The sequence below is a fragment of the Mesorhizobium sp. M0615 genome (assembly GCF_040320805.1).
Classification (GTDB): domain Bacteria; phylum Pseudomonadota; class Alphaproteobacteria; order Rhizobiales; family Rhizobiaceae; genus Mesorhizobium.
Window position 1 is genome coordinate 132,911 of the sequence record NZ_JAMYQI010000012.1, and the last position, 15,467, is coordinate 148,377.

Below are 15,467 nucleotides of genomic sequence, written 5' to 3' on the forward strand. Positions count from 1 at the left end.
AGTGACACGATGACCGTTCAACCATCCGCCAAGCCCGGCAAACTCGCCTTCCGCCCACTGCCGGTGCCGCAGGTCGATGTCCGCGGCTTCTGGGGCGACCGTGTCGATGCCGTGGCGTCGCGCACCGCCGACATCCTCTACGAGCGCTGCGTCGAGGCGCGCATGCTGGAGCAGATCGACCCGGACCGGCCCTCGCCGGGCGTCGTCATTCCGTTCCATTCGCCGTCGCCCGACGAGGCGGCCAGCCCCGGCTTCACCGGCTCGACGGTGACGACGCAGATGTTCTGGGACTCCGATTGGGGCAAGACCATCGAGACCGCGGCCTATTCGCTCTACCGGCGCAAGAACGCGGCGCTCGAGACGAAGATCGATGCCGTCATCGACCTCTACGGCAGACTGCAGCAGGAAGACGGTTATCTCTCCAGCTGGTACCAGCGCATCCAGCCCGGCAAGCGCTGGACCAATCTGCGCGATTGCCACGAGCTCTATTGCGCCGGCCATCTGATCGAAGGCGCGGTCGCCTACTACCAGGCCACCGGCAAGCGCAAGCTGCTGGATATCCTATGCCGCTATGTCGACCATATCGCCGACACCTTCGGTCCGGAGCCGGGCAAGAAGAAGGGCTATTGCGGCCATGAGGAGATCGAGCTGGCGCTGGTCAAGCTGGCGCGGGCGACCGGCGAGCAGAAATACATGGACCTGGCCAGGTATTTCATCGACCAGCGCGGGCAGCAGCCGCATTATTTCGACGAGGAGGCGCGTGCGCGCGGCGCCGACCCGAAGGCCTATCATTTCAAGACCTATGAGTACAACCAGTCGCACAAGCCGGTGCGCGAGCAGGACAAGGTCGTCGGGCATGCGGTCAGGGCGATGTACCTCTATTCCGGCATGGCCGACATCGCCACCGAATATGGCGACGATACGCTCAGGGTAGCGCTCGACCGTCTGTGGAACGATCTCACCACCAAGAACCTCTATGTCACCGGCGGCCTCGGGCCATCGGCGCACAATGAGGGCTTTACCAGCGACTACGACCTGCCCAACGAAACCGCCTATGCCGAGACCTGTGCCTCGGTCGGCCTCGTGTTCTGGGCCAGCCGCATGCTCGGCCTGGGCCCCAACGCCCGCTACGCCGACATGATGGAGCGAGCGCTCTACAACGGCTCGATCTCCGGCCTGTCGCTCGACGGCTCGCTGTTCTTCTACGAGAACCCGTTGGAGAGCCGGGGCAGGCACAATCGCTGGAAATGGCATCGCTGCCCCTGTTGCCCGCCGAATATCGGCCGCATGGTCGCCTCCATCGGCAGCTATTTCTACTCCCTCTCGGATGATGCGCTGGCCGTTCATCTCTACGGCGACAGCACCGCGCGATTCGACATATCGAACCGGGCGGTCAGTCTGATTCAGACCAGCAATTATCCCTGGGATGGCGCGGTCTCCATTCGGATCGAAGCCGACGCGCCGGTCGAGTTCACCTTGCACCTGCGCGTCCCCTCCTGGTGCGGCAAGGCGGCGCTCAAGGTCAACGGCGCCGCGGTCGATCTGGATGACATCACCAGCGACGGCTATGCCGCGATCCGGCGCGAGTGGCGCCAGGGCGACCGGGTCGAACTCGATCTCGAAATGTCGATCGCCCGTCTGTTCGCCAATCCGGAGGTGCGTCAGGACATCGGCCGCGTCGCACTTGCGCGCGGTCCGCTGATCTATTGCGTCGAGGAGACCGACAATGCCGGCCAGTTGCATCGGATCGCTCTGCCGCGAACGGCAACAATCGAGGCGCATGCCGAGCCGAACCTGCTCGGCGGCATCGTCACGCTTTCGGCACTTGCCAGCAAGGAAGCCCAGGAAAACTGGGAAACCGGGCTCTATCGCACCGATCCGCCGGCGGTGAGCGAAACGAAAATCACCGCCGTCCCGTACTTTGCCTGGGACAACCGTGAACCCGGTGAGATGCTGGTCTGGCTGCGGGACGGATGAGTTACAGGCTGACGAACGCCGTCAGCGGCAAATGATCCGACGCAACCCGCGACAGCGGCGTGTCATGGGCTTCCACCGACGAGACCATGCCGTGCCGGTTGGCCATGATCCGGTCGAGCGCCAGCACCGGCAGGCCTGAGGGGAAAGTCGGCACCGCCGCCGGCGTGAAACCAAAGGTGGCGTGCAGCGTCTTGAGCGCCGAGCGGTTGCCCAGCCGCCATTCGTTGAGGTCGCCGAGCAGCAAGGTCGGCCTTTCATCCTGGTTGCTCATGATGTCGAGCACGACGCGGGCCTGCTCCGAACGCGAGCGGCGCAACAGGCCGAGATGCGCGGCGATGACGCGCAGAGTGCGCGTTTCGTCGAGGTCGATCTCGGCAACCAGCGCGCCGCGGGGCTCCAGTCCCGGAAGCTTGATCTGATGGACGTCGCGCACGGTGCCGCGCTTGAACAAAAGCACGTTGCCGCGCCAGCCATGGCCCTTGCCGCTTCCGGAAACCGGCACCGGCACAAGCCCTGTTTCGTGTTCGATCCGGGCAAGGTCGAGCAGCCCGGCGCGGTCGCCGAAGCGGTTGTCGGCCTCCTGCAGCGCGATGACGTCGGGGCCGATCTCGCGGATGACGCGGGCGGTCCGTTCGGGGTCGAACCTGCGGTCGGTGCCGATGCATTTGTGGACGTTGTAGGAGGCGACCACCATCTGGGCGCCTTCAATGTGCTTGCGCGGCGTCGCGTTCGCCTTGCGCGCTTTCCTGCCGCGGATCGACAGGAGCACTGTTTCAGGAAGGCTGCGTCCGTTTATGTCCATAGGCCTGCGTTCAATCTGTCCTGATTCTAAAGATAGGGCGATCCCAGCCATAACAACCGGTCAAAGACCCGGATGACAAATGGCCGCGCTCTTAGGGTTGCGAGTGTGACGGGTTTGGCGGAAGCGATTGCCGCTCCGATGCGCCCCTCGATCTCGGCGGCAAAGCCGGTATCCAGCACCTCCAGGTCGATTTCGAAATTCAGCCGCAGCGACCGGGCGTCGAGGTTGGAGGAGCCGACATAGGCCCAGACGCCATCGACCGACAACAGCTTCGAATGGTCGAACGACCCCTCATGCCGCCAGACGCGGCAATAGTGCTTCAGCACCTGGTCGTACTGCGCCGTCATGGCGCGGCCGACCAGGAAGAGATTGTTGACCGCGGGCACGACGATGTCGATCTCGACGCCGCGCCGGGCCGCCGTGACCAGCGCGCTGACAAATTCCCGGTCCGGCAGGAAATAGGGCGACATGATGCGGATCGATTTGCGGGCGACGGAAAATGCCCCCGTCAGCAATTTATGGTTGGTTTCGATGCTGGCGTCCGGCCCCGACGCCACCGCCCGCACCAGGATCGGCTGACCGGGAGGCGGCGAGGGCTTTGCCACGTGCCAGACCTCGTCCTTGAGGGCCTCGTTGCCGGCAAAACGCCAGTCCTCGGCGGCAACCGCGAACAGGTCGGCCACGACCGGCCCCGTGACCTGGAAATGCGTATCCGCCGAGCTGGCAGTGCCAGCGAATTCAGCCGAGAACCCCTTGCGGATGTTCATGCCTCCGGTGAATGCCACCGCGCCGTCGACGATCAGGATTTTCCTGTGCGTCCTCAAATTCGCATAGGGAAGTCTCAGGCCCATGACGATGTTGCCGTTGAACAGATCGACGGTGACGCCGGCTTCCCGGAGTGTCCCAAGGATGCTGGGCACGGAATAGCGCACGCCGACCGCATCGATCAGCACGCGAACCGTCACGCCGCGCCGGACCGCTCCGGCCAGCGATCCGACAAAACGTCGTCCGATCTCGTCATTGTCGAAGATGTAGGTCTCGAGCAGGATGCTGCGCCGTGCGCCGTCGATCGCCCCGCACATTGCCGCGTAGGCTTCGTCGCCGGTCCTGAGGATCGTGATCGCGTTTGCCGACGTCAGTGCGCGCCGCGCCACCCTGTCGCCTAGCGTCTTCAGGCCGGCAAAGCGCTGGCCGAATTCGGCTGAAATGAGTGCTTCGAGCGCAATGTCGTGGTCGTGTTTGGCTGTCTCGGCTTCACCGGCGACGGGCCGCATGGCGCTGATCGTGGCGCGGCGGATGCGGTTGATGCCGGCAATGGCATAGATGATCGCGCCAAGGAACGGCGACAAGATCATCACGCCGACCCAGCCGGTGGCGGCGCGCACGTCTTCCTTGGTCATGATTGCGTGGACGATGCCGATGGCGGCCATCAGCATCGGAATGATCACAAGGATCAGAGGCCAGTAGGTCACAAAGGTCTGCCACATCGGCAGGACTATCGAGCCAGCGGCCGCAGAAGGCAATGTGGGGGATTAGTACCGGGCAAGGGATTAACCAGGACGGAGGCGCTCGCGCCTCAGTCCTTCGCCCGCTCCACATAAGCGCCATCGGCCGTCATCACCACCACGCGGGTGCCCGGCGCGATGTGCGGCGGCACCAGCGTGCGCACGCCGTTGGAAAGCACGGCCGGCTTGTATGACGAGGACGCCGTCTGGCCTTTGGTCGTCGGCTCCGTCTCGACCACTTCGAAAGTAGCGCGCTGCGGCAGCACCAGGGCTATGGCGATGCCGTTGAACTGCGAAATCTGCACCGCCATGCCTTCGAGCAGGTAGGGCGCCATGTCGCCGACCACGCTTTCCGGCACCGCGACCTGATCGTAGCTTTCCGGGTTCATGAAGTGATACCCCTCGGCGTCGGCGTAGAGGAAGGTGTGCTCGCGCTCCTCGACATAGGCGCGCTCGACCTGCTCGGTGGTGCGGTAGCGCTCCGAAACCTTCACCCCGTCGGAGATGCGGCGCATGTCGAGCTGGGTGACCGGCGTACCCTTGCCAGGGTGGATGTTTTCGGCAAAGAGGATCACGTAAAGCTTGCCGTCCTTGTCGACGACATTGCCTTTACGGAGCGAACTGGCGATGACCTTCACCACGGTTTTCAATCCTAGACTTCGTTGGCCTGAAACGATCGTTCGGCGCAAATCGGCTGCGAGAGCCGTCGCCGTAGCGCATCTTGGCCCGAACCGCCAGCCCTGTCAGCAATTCCGTTGCCCGGCAAACCCATGACTGGCGCTTCGCCCTGGTGGACGCCGGATGTTCACGCCGACCGCCGGCCGCGGCTGATGGCCCGCAACGCCATAGCTGCCGCCATGCGCGGCTGGTTTGGCGAGCGCGACTTCATCGAGGTCGAGACGGCGGCATTGCAGATTTCGCCCGGCAACGAGGCGCATCTCTCAGCCTTCGCCACCGAGGCGATCGGCGCCGACGGCGCGCGCCGGCCGCTTTATCTCCACACCTCGCCGGAGTTCGCCTGCAAGAAGCTGCTGGCCGCCGGTGAGCGGCGCATCTTCAGCCTGGGCGCCGTCTGGCGCAACCGCGAGCGCGGCCCCTTGCACCATCCCGAATTCACCATGCTGGAATGGTATCGGGTCGGCGAAACCTATGACAGCCTGATGGCCGATTGCGCCGAACTGCTGAAGCTGGCAGCCGAGCGGGCCGGCGCCAAAACCTTCCGCTTTCGCGGCCGCGAGGCCGATCCGTTCGCCGAACCGGAACGCGTGAGCGTGGCGGAAGCTTTTGCGCGTTACGCCGGCATCGATCTTCTTGCCACCGTTTCTGCCGATGGCGGCACAGACCGCGCCGCACTCCATGATGCTCTGGTCAAGGCCGGCCTGCGCACGGCCGACGATGACAACTGGGCCGATTTGTTCAGCCGCGTGATGGTGGAAAAGGTCGAACCGATGCTGGGGCAGGGGCGGGCCACAATCCTCTATGGCTATCCGATCTCCGAGGCCGCCTTGGCCCGGCCGAGCGCGGAGGACCAGCGCGTGGCCGAGCGCTTCGAGCTCTATTGCTGCGGCGTCGAGCTCGCCAATGCTTTCGGCGAACTGACCGATCCGGCCGAGCAGCGCCGGCGCTTTGCCGCCGAGATGGACGAGAAGGAGCGCGTCTATGGCGAGCGCTATCCGCTGGATGAGGATTTTCTCGCCGCCCTCGCCATCATGCCGCAAGCCAGCGGCTCGGCGCTTGGCTTCGATCGGCTGGTGATGCTGGCAACGGGCGCGACGAGGATCGATGACGTGATCTGGACGCCGGTCGCCACTCCTTGACGGAAATCGGCCTCGGTTAAACTCACAAACCGGTCAAGCCGCGCGTCTGTGGCGGCCGCCGCGGATGGGCTTTGCGGGCCGCTTGGGCGCTATGCCGCAGCGGGACAATTGCCCGTGCGCCATTGCACAAGCCGCATTGGGACAATAGATGGTGCAACAGCCGCTACCGCCCGGCGCGGCTTCAGCCAGGACCATGCGCATGACCGATACACCAGAGGCAGCGAAATTGACCGACCGCGTCGCGGCACTGGTCGAGGCTGCCAAGCGGGCCGGCGCCGACGCCGCCGACGCGGTTGCCGTGCGCGGCCGCTCGATCGGCGTGTCGGTGCGGCTGGGCAAGGTCGAGAACACTGAGGCGTCCGAGGGCGACGATGTCTCGCTGCGCGTCTTCGTCGGCAACCGGGTGGCGAGCGTCTCGGCGACGGCGGCATCGGACCCCAAGGCATTGGCCGAGCGCGCCGTGGCCATGGCCAAAGTCTCGCCCGAGGACCCCTATCAGGGTCTCGCCGATCCGGCTTTGCTGGTCGGCAAGGTGCGCGACCTCGATCTGTTCGACGCCACCGAGGTTTCGGCCGATCAGTTGAAGGAAGCGGCCCTGGCCGCCGAGGAAGCGGCCCTTGCAGTCAAGGGCGTCACCAATTCGGCCGGCAGCGGCGCCAGCGCAGGCCTCGGCGGGCTGGTGCTTGCCACGTCGAACGGCTTCGTCGGCCACTATGTCGCGTCGCGCTTTTCGCGTTCGGCCAGCGTGATTGCGGGCGAAGGCACCGGCATGGAGCGCGACTACGAATACTCTTCGAACCAGCATTTTTCCGATCTGGACGCACCGGAATTGATCGGCCGCAAGGCCGGCGAGCGCGCCGTGCGCCGCCTCGGCGCCCGCAAGGCGGCGACCGGTCCGGTCAACGTGGTGTTCGATCCGCGCGTCGCGCGCGGCATTGCCGGTCATCTCGCCGGCGCCATCAACGGCGCTTCGGTGGCGCGCAAGACCAGTTTTTTGCGCGAGATGATGGGCAAGCAGGTTGCGTCGGCTGCCATCACCGTCACCGACGAGCCGCTACGGCGTCGCGGCCAGGCCTCGCGCCCGTTCGACGGCGAAGGCGTCGAGGGCGAAAAGCTGTTGATGGTCGAGAACGGCGTGCTGAAGCACTGGTTCCTGTCGACGTCCGCCGCGCGGGAATTGGGGCTGACCACCAACGGACGCGGCGCGCGCAGCGGCTCGTCGGTATCGCCGTCTTCGACCAATCTCGCCATCGAGCCGGGCGACAGGACGCCGGAAGACCTGATCAGGTCGCTGAAATCCGGCTTTTATGTCACTGAAGTGTTCGGCCAGGGCGTCGACATGGTGACCGGCGAATACAGCCGTGGCGCATCCGGCTTCTGGATCGACAATGGTGAGCTTGCCTATCCGGTGGCCGAGGTGACCATCGCCTCCAATTTGAAGACGATGTTCCTCAATATGGTTCCGGCGAGCGATCTTGACCGCGATTTCGGCACTGCCGCACCGACGCTGCTGATCGAAGGAATGACCCTTGCCGGAGCGTGACCCGGTCATATCGGCCGGGGCCTCGGAAGACCTCGATCTGCTGCGCGACGCCGCCCGCGAGGCGGGCGCGATCGCCATGCGCTATTTCGGCAAGAACCCGCAAGTGTGGATGAAAGGCGGCACCTCGCCGGTCAGCGAAGCCGACCACGCGGCGGACGCCTATCTTCGCGAGACCCTGCTGGCGGCGCGGCCGGACTATGGCTGGCTGTCGGAGGAAACGACTGACGATCCGGCACGGCTTCTGGCGCGGCGCACCTTTGTCGTCGACCCCATAGACGGCACCCGCGGCTTCCTCGAAGGTCTGCGCTCGTGGTGCGTCAGCGTCGCGGTGGTCGAGAATGGCCGCACGCTCACCGGTGTGCTCGAATGTCCGGCCAAGGGCGAAACCTATTGGGCGCTGCCTGGCCATGGAGCTTTCCGCAACGGCAAGCCGATTGCCGTGCGCGGCCTGGGTAAGACGGTCGAGATCGGCGGGCTGAAGCAGTTGATCGACCTGATGCCGGCGCAATGGCAAAGCCGGGTGCGGCGCGCGGCGCACATTCCCTCTCTCGCCTACCGGCTGGCGATGGTCGCCAACGGCACGCTCGACGCAACCTTCGTCAAGCCCAACGCGCATGACTGGGATATCGCCGCCGCCGATCTCATCTTGCGCGAGGCTGGCGGCGCCGTGCTCGACGGCCATGGCCGCGCGCCGCTTTATGCCGGGGAGATCATCCGTCACGGCGCGCTGGTCGCCGGCAGCGGGCAGCTGCTGACCGTGCTTGCCGGCGTCATTGCCGATACGGAAGCGTGATCGAAGGTTCCAAAGTCGGCAGCTTTGGGCTAGACCTGTCGCAAACTCACAATATGTGAAGGACCGAAATGGCCGCGGAAGACGGAAAGAAACAGCTTTTGCACCTGGTGTTCGGCGGCGAGCTGAAGCAACTGGGAGGCACCGAGTTCCGCGATCTCGACGCGCTCGACATCGTTGGCGTCTATCCGGACTATCAAACCGCGCACACCGCGTGGAAGGCCAAGGCGCAAGCCAGCGTGGACAATGCCCATATGCGCTATTTCGTCGTCCATCTGCACCGGCTGCTCGACCCTGAAAGCAAGGCCGCCGGTTGACAGTGATGGAGCATGAAGCGGTGAAAGGGCAGCCCACCGGCGCCGCGGTCCGAAGAAGACGCGGCGGCAGTTCGAAGACGTTCTGGCGCAAGATCCGCGAGCCGTTGGCGCAGTCGCGAATCGTCAAGAGCATCATCGTCAGCCTGCTCGCCCAGTTCGTCCGCCTGGTGCGCCTGACCAACCGCGTGGTCGAAGGCTCGGCTAAATTTTCAGGCGGCGACTACGCCGAATTCGAACCCGGCATCATCGCGCTCTGGCATGGCCAGCATCTGCTGACCCCAGCCTATTATCCCAAGGGACGGCCGCTGGTCGCCATGGTCTCGCGCAGCGCCGACGCCGAACTCAACGCGCTGATGATCGAAAAATTCGGCATCGAGGCGGTGCGCGGCTCCGGCGGGCGTGAAAGCACGAAGCATCTCGACAAGGGCGGCGCCAAGGCGCTCATCGCCCTGAAAAAGTCACTCGTCGCCGGCAAGAACGTCGCCATGATCGCCGACATTCCCCACGGCACGCCGCGCGACGCGGGGCTTGGTATCGTTCTGCTGGCACGCCTTTCCGGCCGGCCGATCATGCCTGCCGCCATCGCCACCAGCCGCCGCAAGGTGCTGGAAAGAAGCTGGGACAAGACCACCATCAACCTGCCGTTCGGCCGCTCCTCGATCGTCATCGGAACGCCGGTTTTCGTGCCGGCCAATGCCGACGAGGCCGAAATGGAGCGCAAGCGCCAGGAAGTCACGGCCGCGCTCAATGCCGCGACCGCCGAGGCCTATCGGCTCGTGGACGGCAGGCCATGAGCGTCGGCTGGGCGCGCGCCTTCCTGGCGGCGTACCGCCTTGCCGGTGCCGCCGCCTATCCGCTGATGGGTCCCTATGTCGCCTGGCGCACATCGCAGGGCAAGGAAGACCGCAGCCGCAGCCGTGAGCGCTACGGCGTTGCCGGGCGGCCGCGCCCTGAAGGGCCGGTGATCTGGATCCATGCGGCAAGCGTCGGCGAGACCCTTGCGGTCGTGCCGCTGGTGCAAAGCATCCTCGACTACGGTGTCAACATCGTGCTGACGACGGGCACCGTCACTTCGGCGCAGGTTGCCGACGAACGGCTGGGCGACCGCATCATCCACCAATATGTTCCGCTCGACCTGAAGCCGGCCGTCAGCCGCTTTCTCGATCACTGGCGGCCGGACCTGGCGATCATCGCCGAATCCGAGATATGGCCGATGACCATCCTCGAGCTCGGCGCCCGACACGTGCCGCAGGTGCTGGTCAACGGCCGGCTGTCCGACCGTTCGTTCAAATCCTGGAAGAAGCGCGCCAACATCGCCGAGGCGCTGTTCGAGAACCTCGCACATGTCGTTGCCCAGTCGGATGTCGACGGCGAACGGTTTCGCGCGCTTGGCGCCCGGCCGGTCACCGTGTCCGGCAACCTCAAGGTCGACACCTTGCCGCCGCCCGTCGACGAACGGGCGCTGGCGACGCTGAAGCGCCAGATCGCCGGCCGCCCGACCTGGGCGGCAATTTCGACCCATGACGGCGAGGAGGTGGTCGCGGCGGAAGTCCACGCCACGCTCTACAAGCGCCACCATGGCCTGCTGACAATCATCGTCCCGCGCCATCCCGACCGCGCCGAAGCGCTGGCAGCACAGATTTCCGGCATGGGCCTGAAGCTGGCGCGGCGCAGCAAGGGGGACCGGATCACCGCCGACACCGATATCCTCCTTGGCGATACGATCGGCGAGATGGGGCTTTATCTCCGGCTGACGGAAATCGCCTTTGTCGGCCGCTCGCTGACCTCGGAAGGCGGCCAGAATCCGCTGGAGCCGGCCATGCTCGACACCGCTGTGCTGGCCGGCCGCAACGTCCAGAATTTTCGCGAGGCCTATCAGCGCCTGCTCGACAGTGGCGGCGCCAAGCTGGTGCGCGACCGCGACATGCTGGCCGGCGCCGTCAATTTCCTGCTGAGCAATGAAGTTGCGCGCCATGAGATGATGGCGGCCGGTGCCGCCACAGTCGACCAGATGCGCGGTGCGCTGGCGCACACGCTGAAGTCGCTCGAGCCTTATATCCAGCCATTGATCGTCAAGTCGCGCCTGAAGGGCGCCGACGGGCGATAGGTGGCGTCGGAAGCACCACCTTTCTGGTGGGAAGCGCCGGACTGGCGGGTCTTTGCGCTGTCGCCGCTATCAGCGGTCTATGGCATGGTCGCCGGCCGCCATATGCATCGGGCGATACGTCAAAAGATCGACGCGCCAGTGCTTTGCGTCGGCAACTTCACCGTCGGCGGCAGCGGCAAGACGCCGGTCGCCATCGCGCTGGCCAAGCAGGCCAGGCGCATGCAGCTCAATCCCGGATTCCTGTCGCGCGGCCATGGCGGCTCGTTTGCGCAGCCGCATGTCGTCGATGCCAGTCACGACGCCGCCAAGCATGTCGGCGACGAGCCGCTGCTTCTGGCCGAGCACGCGCCGGTTGCGGTAAGCCCGAACCGCGCCGCCGGCGCCAAGCTGCTCATGGAAGCCCATGGCTGCGATTTCCTGATCATGGATGACGGTTTTCAGAGCGCGCGCATCCATATTGATTATGCGCTGGTCGTCGTCGACGCCCGCTACGGCATCGGCAATGGCCGCGTCATTCCGGGTGGGCCGCTGCGCGCCAACGTCGTCGACCAACTGGTGTTCACCGATGGGCTGTTGAAGATGGGCGAGGGCACCGCCGCCGACCAGGTCGTGCGCCAGGCGGCGCGCGCCGGCCGGCCGATCTTCGAGGCGCATGCTGAACCGGGCGGCAAGGAGCGGTTCGCCGGCCGGCGGTTCCTCGCCTTTGCCGGCATCGGCCATCCCGAAAAATTCTTCGAGACGCTGCGCGGCACGGGCGCGGAAGTGGCGCTGAGCCGGTCGTTTCCGGACCATCATTTTTATGCCCCCGACGAACTCGCCGAACTGGCGGCAACCGCGCGCCGTGAGGGACTGGGCCTCGTGACCACCGCCAAGGACGCAGCCCGGCTGCGCCATGGCGCAGCCTCGGCTGAATTCCTTGGTCAACTCGACGTGCTGGAGATAGACGCCACGTTCGAACTCGACAATGTGCCGGAGCGGATCATCGATGAGACGCTGGATGCCTGGAGACAGCGCCGGCTGCGAGGGTAGGGCGCTCCCGCGTTGACACAGGATATTTCTCGCCGCTTATCACAATTATAAGTCAGACCGGCTTCAGCGCGGGGGGTGGAATGGTTAGGTTGCGGGCACTCTTTGTGGGCTTTGTTCTTGTGGCGATGGCGAACCCATCTTCGGCGCAGGCACCCACCGCGACCGACAGCGAATTTCTGGTCTCGGTCACCGAAGCGGACGGTGCTACCCACGTTCGGCCCTCAAACATTGTACCGCTTATCCCCGATAGCGCCTGCTTTGAATGGCGCGTACGTCTGGCGCAAGGCGACAGACTGGTATCGGTCACCGAGGTGTTCGCGCTTCCCGCGGAGCCCAGGCAGTGGGGTGGTATCGACGGAAACGAATACAGCTTGAGCAAGCTATCGGGCGATCGAAGGGTCTCCGAGACCACCATGTTCTACAAACCGCAGGACGGATGGATCTCGCATGGGTAGTGCATGGCCGAGGGTGATCCGATCGGGCCGTATTCCATCAAAGTGCTTGTCGGAGATCGGCTTGTTCATAAATTCGACTTTTCGGTCGAAAACGCGCCGGCATCCTCAAAGCCATAGTCCTGCAGGCGTTCCAGGAAAATCAGATCGACGGTGAGCCTTGCTTTCCGGTGTGCCGATCTAGCCCCGGCTGCGCAGGTCCGGATGCGTTTCGATCTCGCGGCGCAGCGAGGCGGCGGCGCTGACATAGGGCTCCTGCCTGGCGACGCTCCAATATTTGAGCTCGTCCAGCGGAATGCTCTCACCGGTCACAGCGCAGCGCACGAATGCGCCGGGGCTGGTGACCTGGAAGTCGCCGTCGAGATAGCGGATCCGGGCTTCCTTGCCGCCAGGGCCTTCGAAGCGGTTCATCATGGGGTGGTGCCAGAGTTCATGCTGATTTCATCGCCATAAATTGCCGGCAAGGTCAAGCTTGACGCAATGCTGAGGCGCTATTGTCGGCTCCAAACCATTCTTATGGGACCGGCATGGACATTTCATCCGCCCGCCTGACTGCGCTGCTGCGCGAGGCCATGATATTGGCAGCGGTGCCGTCGGCCAAGGCCGATCCGGCGAAAGCAGCACTTATAAAGGCGCTGGTGCAGCCGCCGACGCCATCCGGTGCGCCTTTGCAGCCGGCAGCGGCGCCGGCGCTGCAGGCGCTGTTGTCCGCAGCCGTCGCAAAGGGGCAGCAGACGGGTTCAGCCGAGATCCTGCAGGCCTATCTGGCGCTTGCCGAACCGGGTGACGCGGCGCCCGACGATTTCGGGCCGACAACGGCTGCGACAGGCAAGGCGACGCCAGCCAACGACGATGCACAGCGCGGTCTGCCGGTGCCGCCGGCCAGGGCCGATGATGGCGCTGCCGCAAAGCCGGCAGGACTGCCCTGGTTTGCGCTTCTCGCACCGGGGGTTTCGCCGCCGCGCCGCGCCTCCGCCACCGACGCGGCGGCGAAGCGGGGGCAGGCGATGTCTGGGTCGAATGACACGGTCCAGCCCGAAGGCCGGCAGCAGATGCGTGTCGGCCTGATGGCGCTGGCAGCCGGGTTTCTGGCCGTCGCCATTGTCGGGCTCGCCTTGCTGGTGCTTGGCTGAGCACCGAACGATCGCCGCTATCGCTCGGCTTCGAGGAAAGCTTCCATCTTGTCCATCGCCAGCCCCGCCTCGACAGCGATACGGCGTGAAAGTTCGGCGGCAGCCGTACGCGGCCGCCCCAGCGGCCGGTCCAGCCAGTACGACACCGGGTTCAGCGCCGTGCGCTCGTCGACGGCGACGATGCGGCCTGCCTCCAACTGGTGTCCGGTCAGCGGCGGCCGCGCCAGCGCGATGCCGAGCCCGTAAGCTGCGGCGTCGAGCACCAGATTGTAGTCCTCGAAGCGGCGATCCTGCGGGCGCGGGCGGTAGTCCATCCCTTGCGCGGCAAACCAGGCACGCCAACCCGAAGCGTCGGAATCGTTGATCAGTGGAAACCTCAGCAGCCGGGCCGGGTCGCCGCGGCCGATCTCGCGGGCAAGGCCGGGCGCGGCGACGGGAAAGACATGTTCCTCGAACAGCTTCACCGAGATGCGGCCCGGAATGCCCCCGCGGCCGCAGCGGACCGACAGGTCGATGCCTTCATCGGCAAGGTCGCCCTGGCGGATGTCGACGTCGAGCACGATGCGCAGCTTGGTTGGATTGTTCTCCAGCGCCGCCATGCGTGGCATCAGCCACAGCCCGCTGACGGAGGGTATCGAGGTCAGCCGCACCACGGCGGTGCCGCGCGGCTCGACCCAGCGGTCGGAATGGCTGGAGATCAGCGCAAAGGCTTCCGCCGTGCGCAGATGCAGGCGGTTGCCCTCGATGGTCAGCGAGACGCCGCGCGCGCCGCGGTCGAACACTTTCAAGCCCAGCCAGTCCTCCAGCTTGGCGATCTGCCGGCTGACGGCGCCGTGGGTGATGTTGAGCTTCTCGGCCGCGGCCGAAAAGCTCCCCGTTCTCGCCGCCGCATCGAAGGCGCGCAGGGTCTCGAGCGGCACCATTGTGTCTGAGCTGTGATCCATAGTCACAGGTGATCCTCGATTTGATCGTTTGTCAACGGCGCCGAAAAGGCGCTTTCTGCCTTTCAACACTCTGGGAACCCGAGGACAGGCAGATGAGCGCAACGACCAGCACGTCGAATCCGACACAGCGGATGGACACCACGGCAGCCATCGCCGTGGCGTTGACGGTGGTTGGCTGGGCCTCGGCCTTTCCCGCGATCCGTGCCGGCCTCGCCGCTTTCGGGCCGCTGGAACTCGGTGCGCTGCGCTTTGCCATTGCCGCGGTGCCGGCGGCGATCTTTCTTGCCGTCAAGCGCCCGGCGCTGCCGAGGCTCGACGAAGTGTGGCGCCTGGTCTTTGGCGGCGCCATCTTCGTCGCGCTCTACACTGTCATGCTCAATTTCGGCGAATTGACGGTTTCGGCGGGTGCCGCCGGTTTCATCATCAATGTCAGCCCGATCTTCACCGCCATCATGGCAATGGCATTGCTCGGCGAGCGCTTCTCAAGCTGGGCCTGGTTCGGCACGGCGATTTCTTTCGCCGGCATCGGCATCATCGCCGTGGCCGACGGCAATGGCTTGAGTTTCGACACCGGCGCGCTGCTGGTTCTTGGCTCCGCGCTGTGCTCGGCCGTCAACACGATCGTCCAGAAGCCGCTCTTTGCCCGCCATCACCCGCTGACCATTTCGGCCTCGAACATGATCCTTGGCGCGCTTTGCCTGGCACCCTTTCTGCCAAGCGGCTTTGCGCAGGCCGCGGTCGCCAACACGGCCGGTATCGGCGCCGTGATCTTTCTTGGCATCGTGCCCAGCCTGATCGCCTATGCCGCATGGGCAACCGCACTGTCGCGCCTCCCGGCAGCGCGCGCGTCGAACTTCCTCTATCTGGTCTCGCCCATGTCTGCCCTGATCGGTTTCTTCTGGCTGGGCGAAGTGCCGACACTGCTCGGTCTCCTCGGCGGCGCGCTGGCGCTCGGCGGTGTGATCGTGGTGAATTTGAAGCGTTAAAACAAAAAGTTGGAACCGTTTCCGGACTCAAACCGGGAACCGTATCCCCAGCATGCAGACACCCG

General features: G+C 65.2%; 15 protein-coding genes and 1 pseudogene. 11 read left to right on the top strand and 5 right to left on the bottom strand.

The genetic code is table 11. The features are described 5' to 3' along the window. The first annotated feature begins 9 nt into the window (after positions 1–9). Positions 10–1,977: a glycoside hydrolase family 127 protein gene (locus NKI46_RS22520; protein WP_352747985.1), complete on the top strand. Its 1,968-nt coding sequence runs from the start codon at positions 10–12 to the stop codon at positions 1,975–1,977. Between the two features lies 1 nt (position 1,978). Here the strand turns inward: NKI46_RS22520 and NKI46_RS22525 are convergent, their stop codons facing one another. The 3 genes from NKI46_RS22525 to efp form a co-directional block, all read right to left on the bottom strand. Beyond that, positions 1,979–2,779 carry an endonuclease/exonuclease/phosphatase family protein gene (locus NKI46_RS22525; RefSeq protein ID WP_023671569.1) on the bottom strand — a complete coding sequence of 267 codons (801 nt, stop codon included), beginning with the start codon at positions 2,777–2,779 and terminating at the stop codon, positions 1,979–1,981. A gap of 26 nt (positions 2,780–2,805) precedes the next feature. Further along, complete coding sequence (locus NKI46_RS22530) at positions 2,806–4,266, bottom strand: phospholipase D-like domain-containing protein (protein WP_352747988.1); 1,461 nt, start codon at positions 4,264–4,266, stop codon at positions 2,806–2,808. Between the two features lie 89 nt (positions 4,267–4,355). Further along, positions 4,356–4,925, bottom strand: coding sequence for an elongation factor P (efp, locus tag NKI46_RS22535; RefSeq protein WP_023682947.1), 570 nt, complete (start codon positions 4,923–4,925; stop codon positions 4,356–4,358). 129 nt (positions 4,926–5,054) lie between these two features. Between efp and epmA the strand changes: the two genes are divergently transcribed. The 8 genes and pseudogenes from epmA to NKI46_RS22575 all read left to right on the top strand — a co-directional run bounded on the left by epmA (position 5,055) and on the right by NKI46_RS22575 (position 12,459). Beyond that, positions 5,055–6,101: an EF-P lysine aminoacylase EpmA gene (gene epmA, locus NKI46_RS22540; protein WP_023700603.1), complete on the top strand. Its 1,047-nt coding sequence runs from the start codon at positions 5,055–5,057 to the stop codon at positions 6,099–6,101. A 199-nt stretch (positions 6,102–6,300) separates the two neighbouring features. Next, positions 6,301–7,644 carry a TldD/PmbA family protein gene (locus NKI46_RS22545; RefSeq protein WP_023816274.1) on the top strand — a complete coding sequence of 448 codons (1,344 nt, stop codon included), beginning with the start codon at positions 6,301–6,303 and terminating at the stop codon, positions 7,642–7,644. Continuing rightward, entirely contained in the window at positions 7,631–8,437 is an 807-nt protein-coding gene (locus tag NKI46_RS22550) for a 3'(2'),5'-bisphosphate nucleotidase CysQ (protein ID WP_023671574.1), read from the top strand. Before NKI46_RS22545 ends, NKI46_RS22550 begins: the two co-directional genes overlap by 14 nt. 68 nt (positions 8,438–8,505) lie before the next feature. After that, positions 8,506–8,751: a DUF4170 domain-containing protein gene (locus tag NKI46_RS22555; protein WP_023671575.1), complete on the top strand. Its 246-nt coding sequence runs from the start codon at positions 8,506–8,508 to the stop codon at positions 8,749–8,751. A gap of 5 nt (positions 8,752–8,756) precedes the next feature. After that, positions 8,757–9,545, top strand: a complete 789-nt coding sequence (locus NKI46_RS22560; RefSeq protein WP_023671576.1) for a lysophospholipid acyltransferase family protein — start codon at positions 8,757–8,759, stop codon at positions 9,543–9,545. Next, complete coding sequence (gene waaA, locus NKI46_RS22565) at positions 9,542–10,858, top strand: lipid IV(A) 3-deoxy-D-manno-octulosonic acid transferase (protein ID WP_023671577.1); 1,317 nt, start codon at positions 9,542–9,544, stop codon at positions 10,856–10,858. The genes NKI46_RS22560 and waaA overlap by 4 nt, the downstream gene beginning before the upstream one ends. Then, positions 10,859–11,887, top strand: a complete 1,029-nt coding sequence (gene lpxK, locus NKI46_RS22570) for a tetraacyldisaccharide 4'-kinase (protein WP_023671578.1) — start codon at positions 10,859–10,861, stop codon at positions 11,885–11,887. It begins immediately after the preceding gene. Between the two features lie 125 nt (positions 11,888–12,012). Then, positions 12,013–12,459, top strand: a pseudogene (locus tag NKI46_RS22575) (PM0630 family protein). Between the two features lie 60 nt (positions 12,460–12,519). On the opposite strand, the gene NKI46_RS22580 reads toward NKI46_RS22575, so the two are convergent. Continuing rightward, positions 12,520–12,753, bottom strand: a complete 234-nt coding sequence (locus tag NKI46_RS22580; protein WP_023671580.1) for a DUF2093 domain-containing protein — start codon at positions 12,751–12,753, stop codon at positions 12,520–12,522. 113 nt (positions 12,754–12,866) lie between these two features. On the opposite strand from NKI46_RS22580, the gene NKI46_RS22585 reads away from it, so the two are divergent. After that, positions 12,867–13,472, top strand: coding sequence for a hypothetical protein (locus NKI46_RS22585; protein WP_023671581.1), 606 nt, complete (start codon positions 12,867–12,869; stop codon positions 13,470–13,472). A gap of 17 nt (positions 13,473–13,489) precedes the next feature. Here the strand turns inward: NKI46_RS22585 and NKI46_RS22590 are convergent, their stop codons facing one another. Then, the gene (locus NKI46_RS22590) at positions 13,490–14,416 is read right to left on the bottom strand and encodes a LysR family transcriptional regulator (RefSeq protein WP_023705759.1); all 927 of its coding nucleotides are present in this window, start codon (positions 14,414–14,416) and stop codon (positions 13,490–13,492) included. Between the two features lie 92 nt (positions 14,417–14,508). Between NKI46_RS22590 and NKI46_RS22595 the strand changes: the two genes are divergently transcribed. Further along, on the top strand, positions 14,509–15,402 hold the full coding sequence (locus NKI46_RS22595; RefSeq protein WP_023715225.1) for a DMT family transporter: 894 nt from the start codon (positions 14,509–14,511) through the stop codon (positions 15,400–15,402). Positions 15,403–15,467 lie beyond the last annotated feature (65 nt).

What these genes read in the sequence shown, in the direction of transcription:
- NKI46_RS22520 (WP_352747985.1), top strand. Translation starts at nt 10, where the DNA reads ATGACCGTTCAACCATCCGCCAAGCCCGGCAAACTCGCCTTCCGCCCA.
- NKI46_RS22525 (WP_023671569.1), bottom strand. Translation starts at nt 2,779, where the DNA reads ATGGACATAAACGGACGCAGCCTTCCTGAAACAGTGCTCCTGTCGATC.
- NKI46_RS22530 (WP_352747988.1), bottom strand. Translation starts at nt 4,266, where the DNA reads ATGTGGCAGACCTTTGTGACCTACTGGCCTCTGATCCTTGTGATCATT.
- epmA (WP_023700603.1), top strand. Translation starts at nt 5,055, where the DNA reads ATGACTGGCGCTTCGCCCTGGTGGACGCCGGATGTTCACGCCGACCGC.
- NKI46_RS22545 (WP_023816274.1), top strand. Translation starts at nt 6,301, where the DNA reads ATGACCGATACACCAGAGGCAGCGAAATTGACCGACCGCGTCGCGGCA.
- NKI46_RS22555 (WP_023671575.1), top strand. Translation starts at nt 8,506, where the DNA reads ATGGCCGCGGAAGACGGAAAGAAACAGCTTTTGCACCTGGTGTTCGGC.
- NKI46_RS22560 (WP_023671576.1), top strand. Translation starts at nt 8,757, where the DNA reads ATGGAGCATGAAGCGGTGAAAGGGCAGCCCACCGGCGCCGCGGTCCGA.
- waaA (WP_023671577.1), top strand. Translation starts at nt 9,542, where the DNA reads ATGAGCGTCGGCTGGGCGCGCGCCTTCCTGGCGGCGTACCGCCTTGCC.
- NKI46_RS22580 (WP_023671580.1), bottom strand. Translation starts at nt 12,753, where the DNA reads ATGATGAACCGCTTCGAAGGCCCTGGCGGCAAGGAAGCCCGGATCCGC.
- NKI46_RS22585 (WP_023671581.1), top strand. Translation starts at nt 12,867, where the DNA reads ATGGACATTTCATCCGCCCGCCTGACTGCGCTGCTGCGCGAGGCCATG.
- NKI46_RS22590 (WP_023705759.1), bottom strand. Translation starts at nt 14,416, where the DNA reads ATGGATCACAGCTCAGACACAATGGTGCCGCTCGAGACCCTGCGCGCC.
- NKI46_RS22595 (WP_023715225.1), top strand. Translation starts at nt 14,509, where the DNA reads ATGAGCGCAACGACCAGCACGTCGAATCCGACACAGCGGATGGACACC.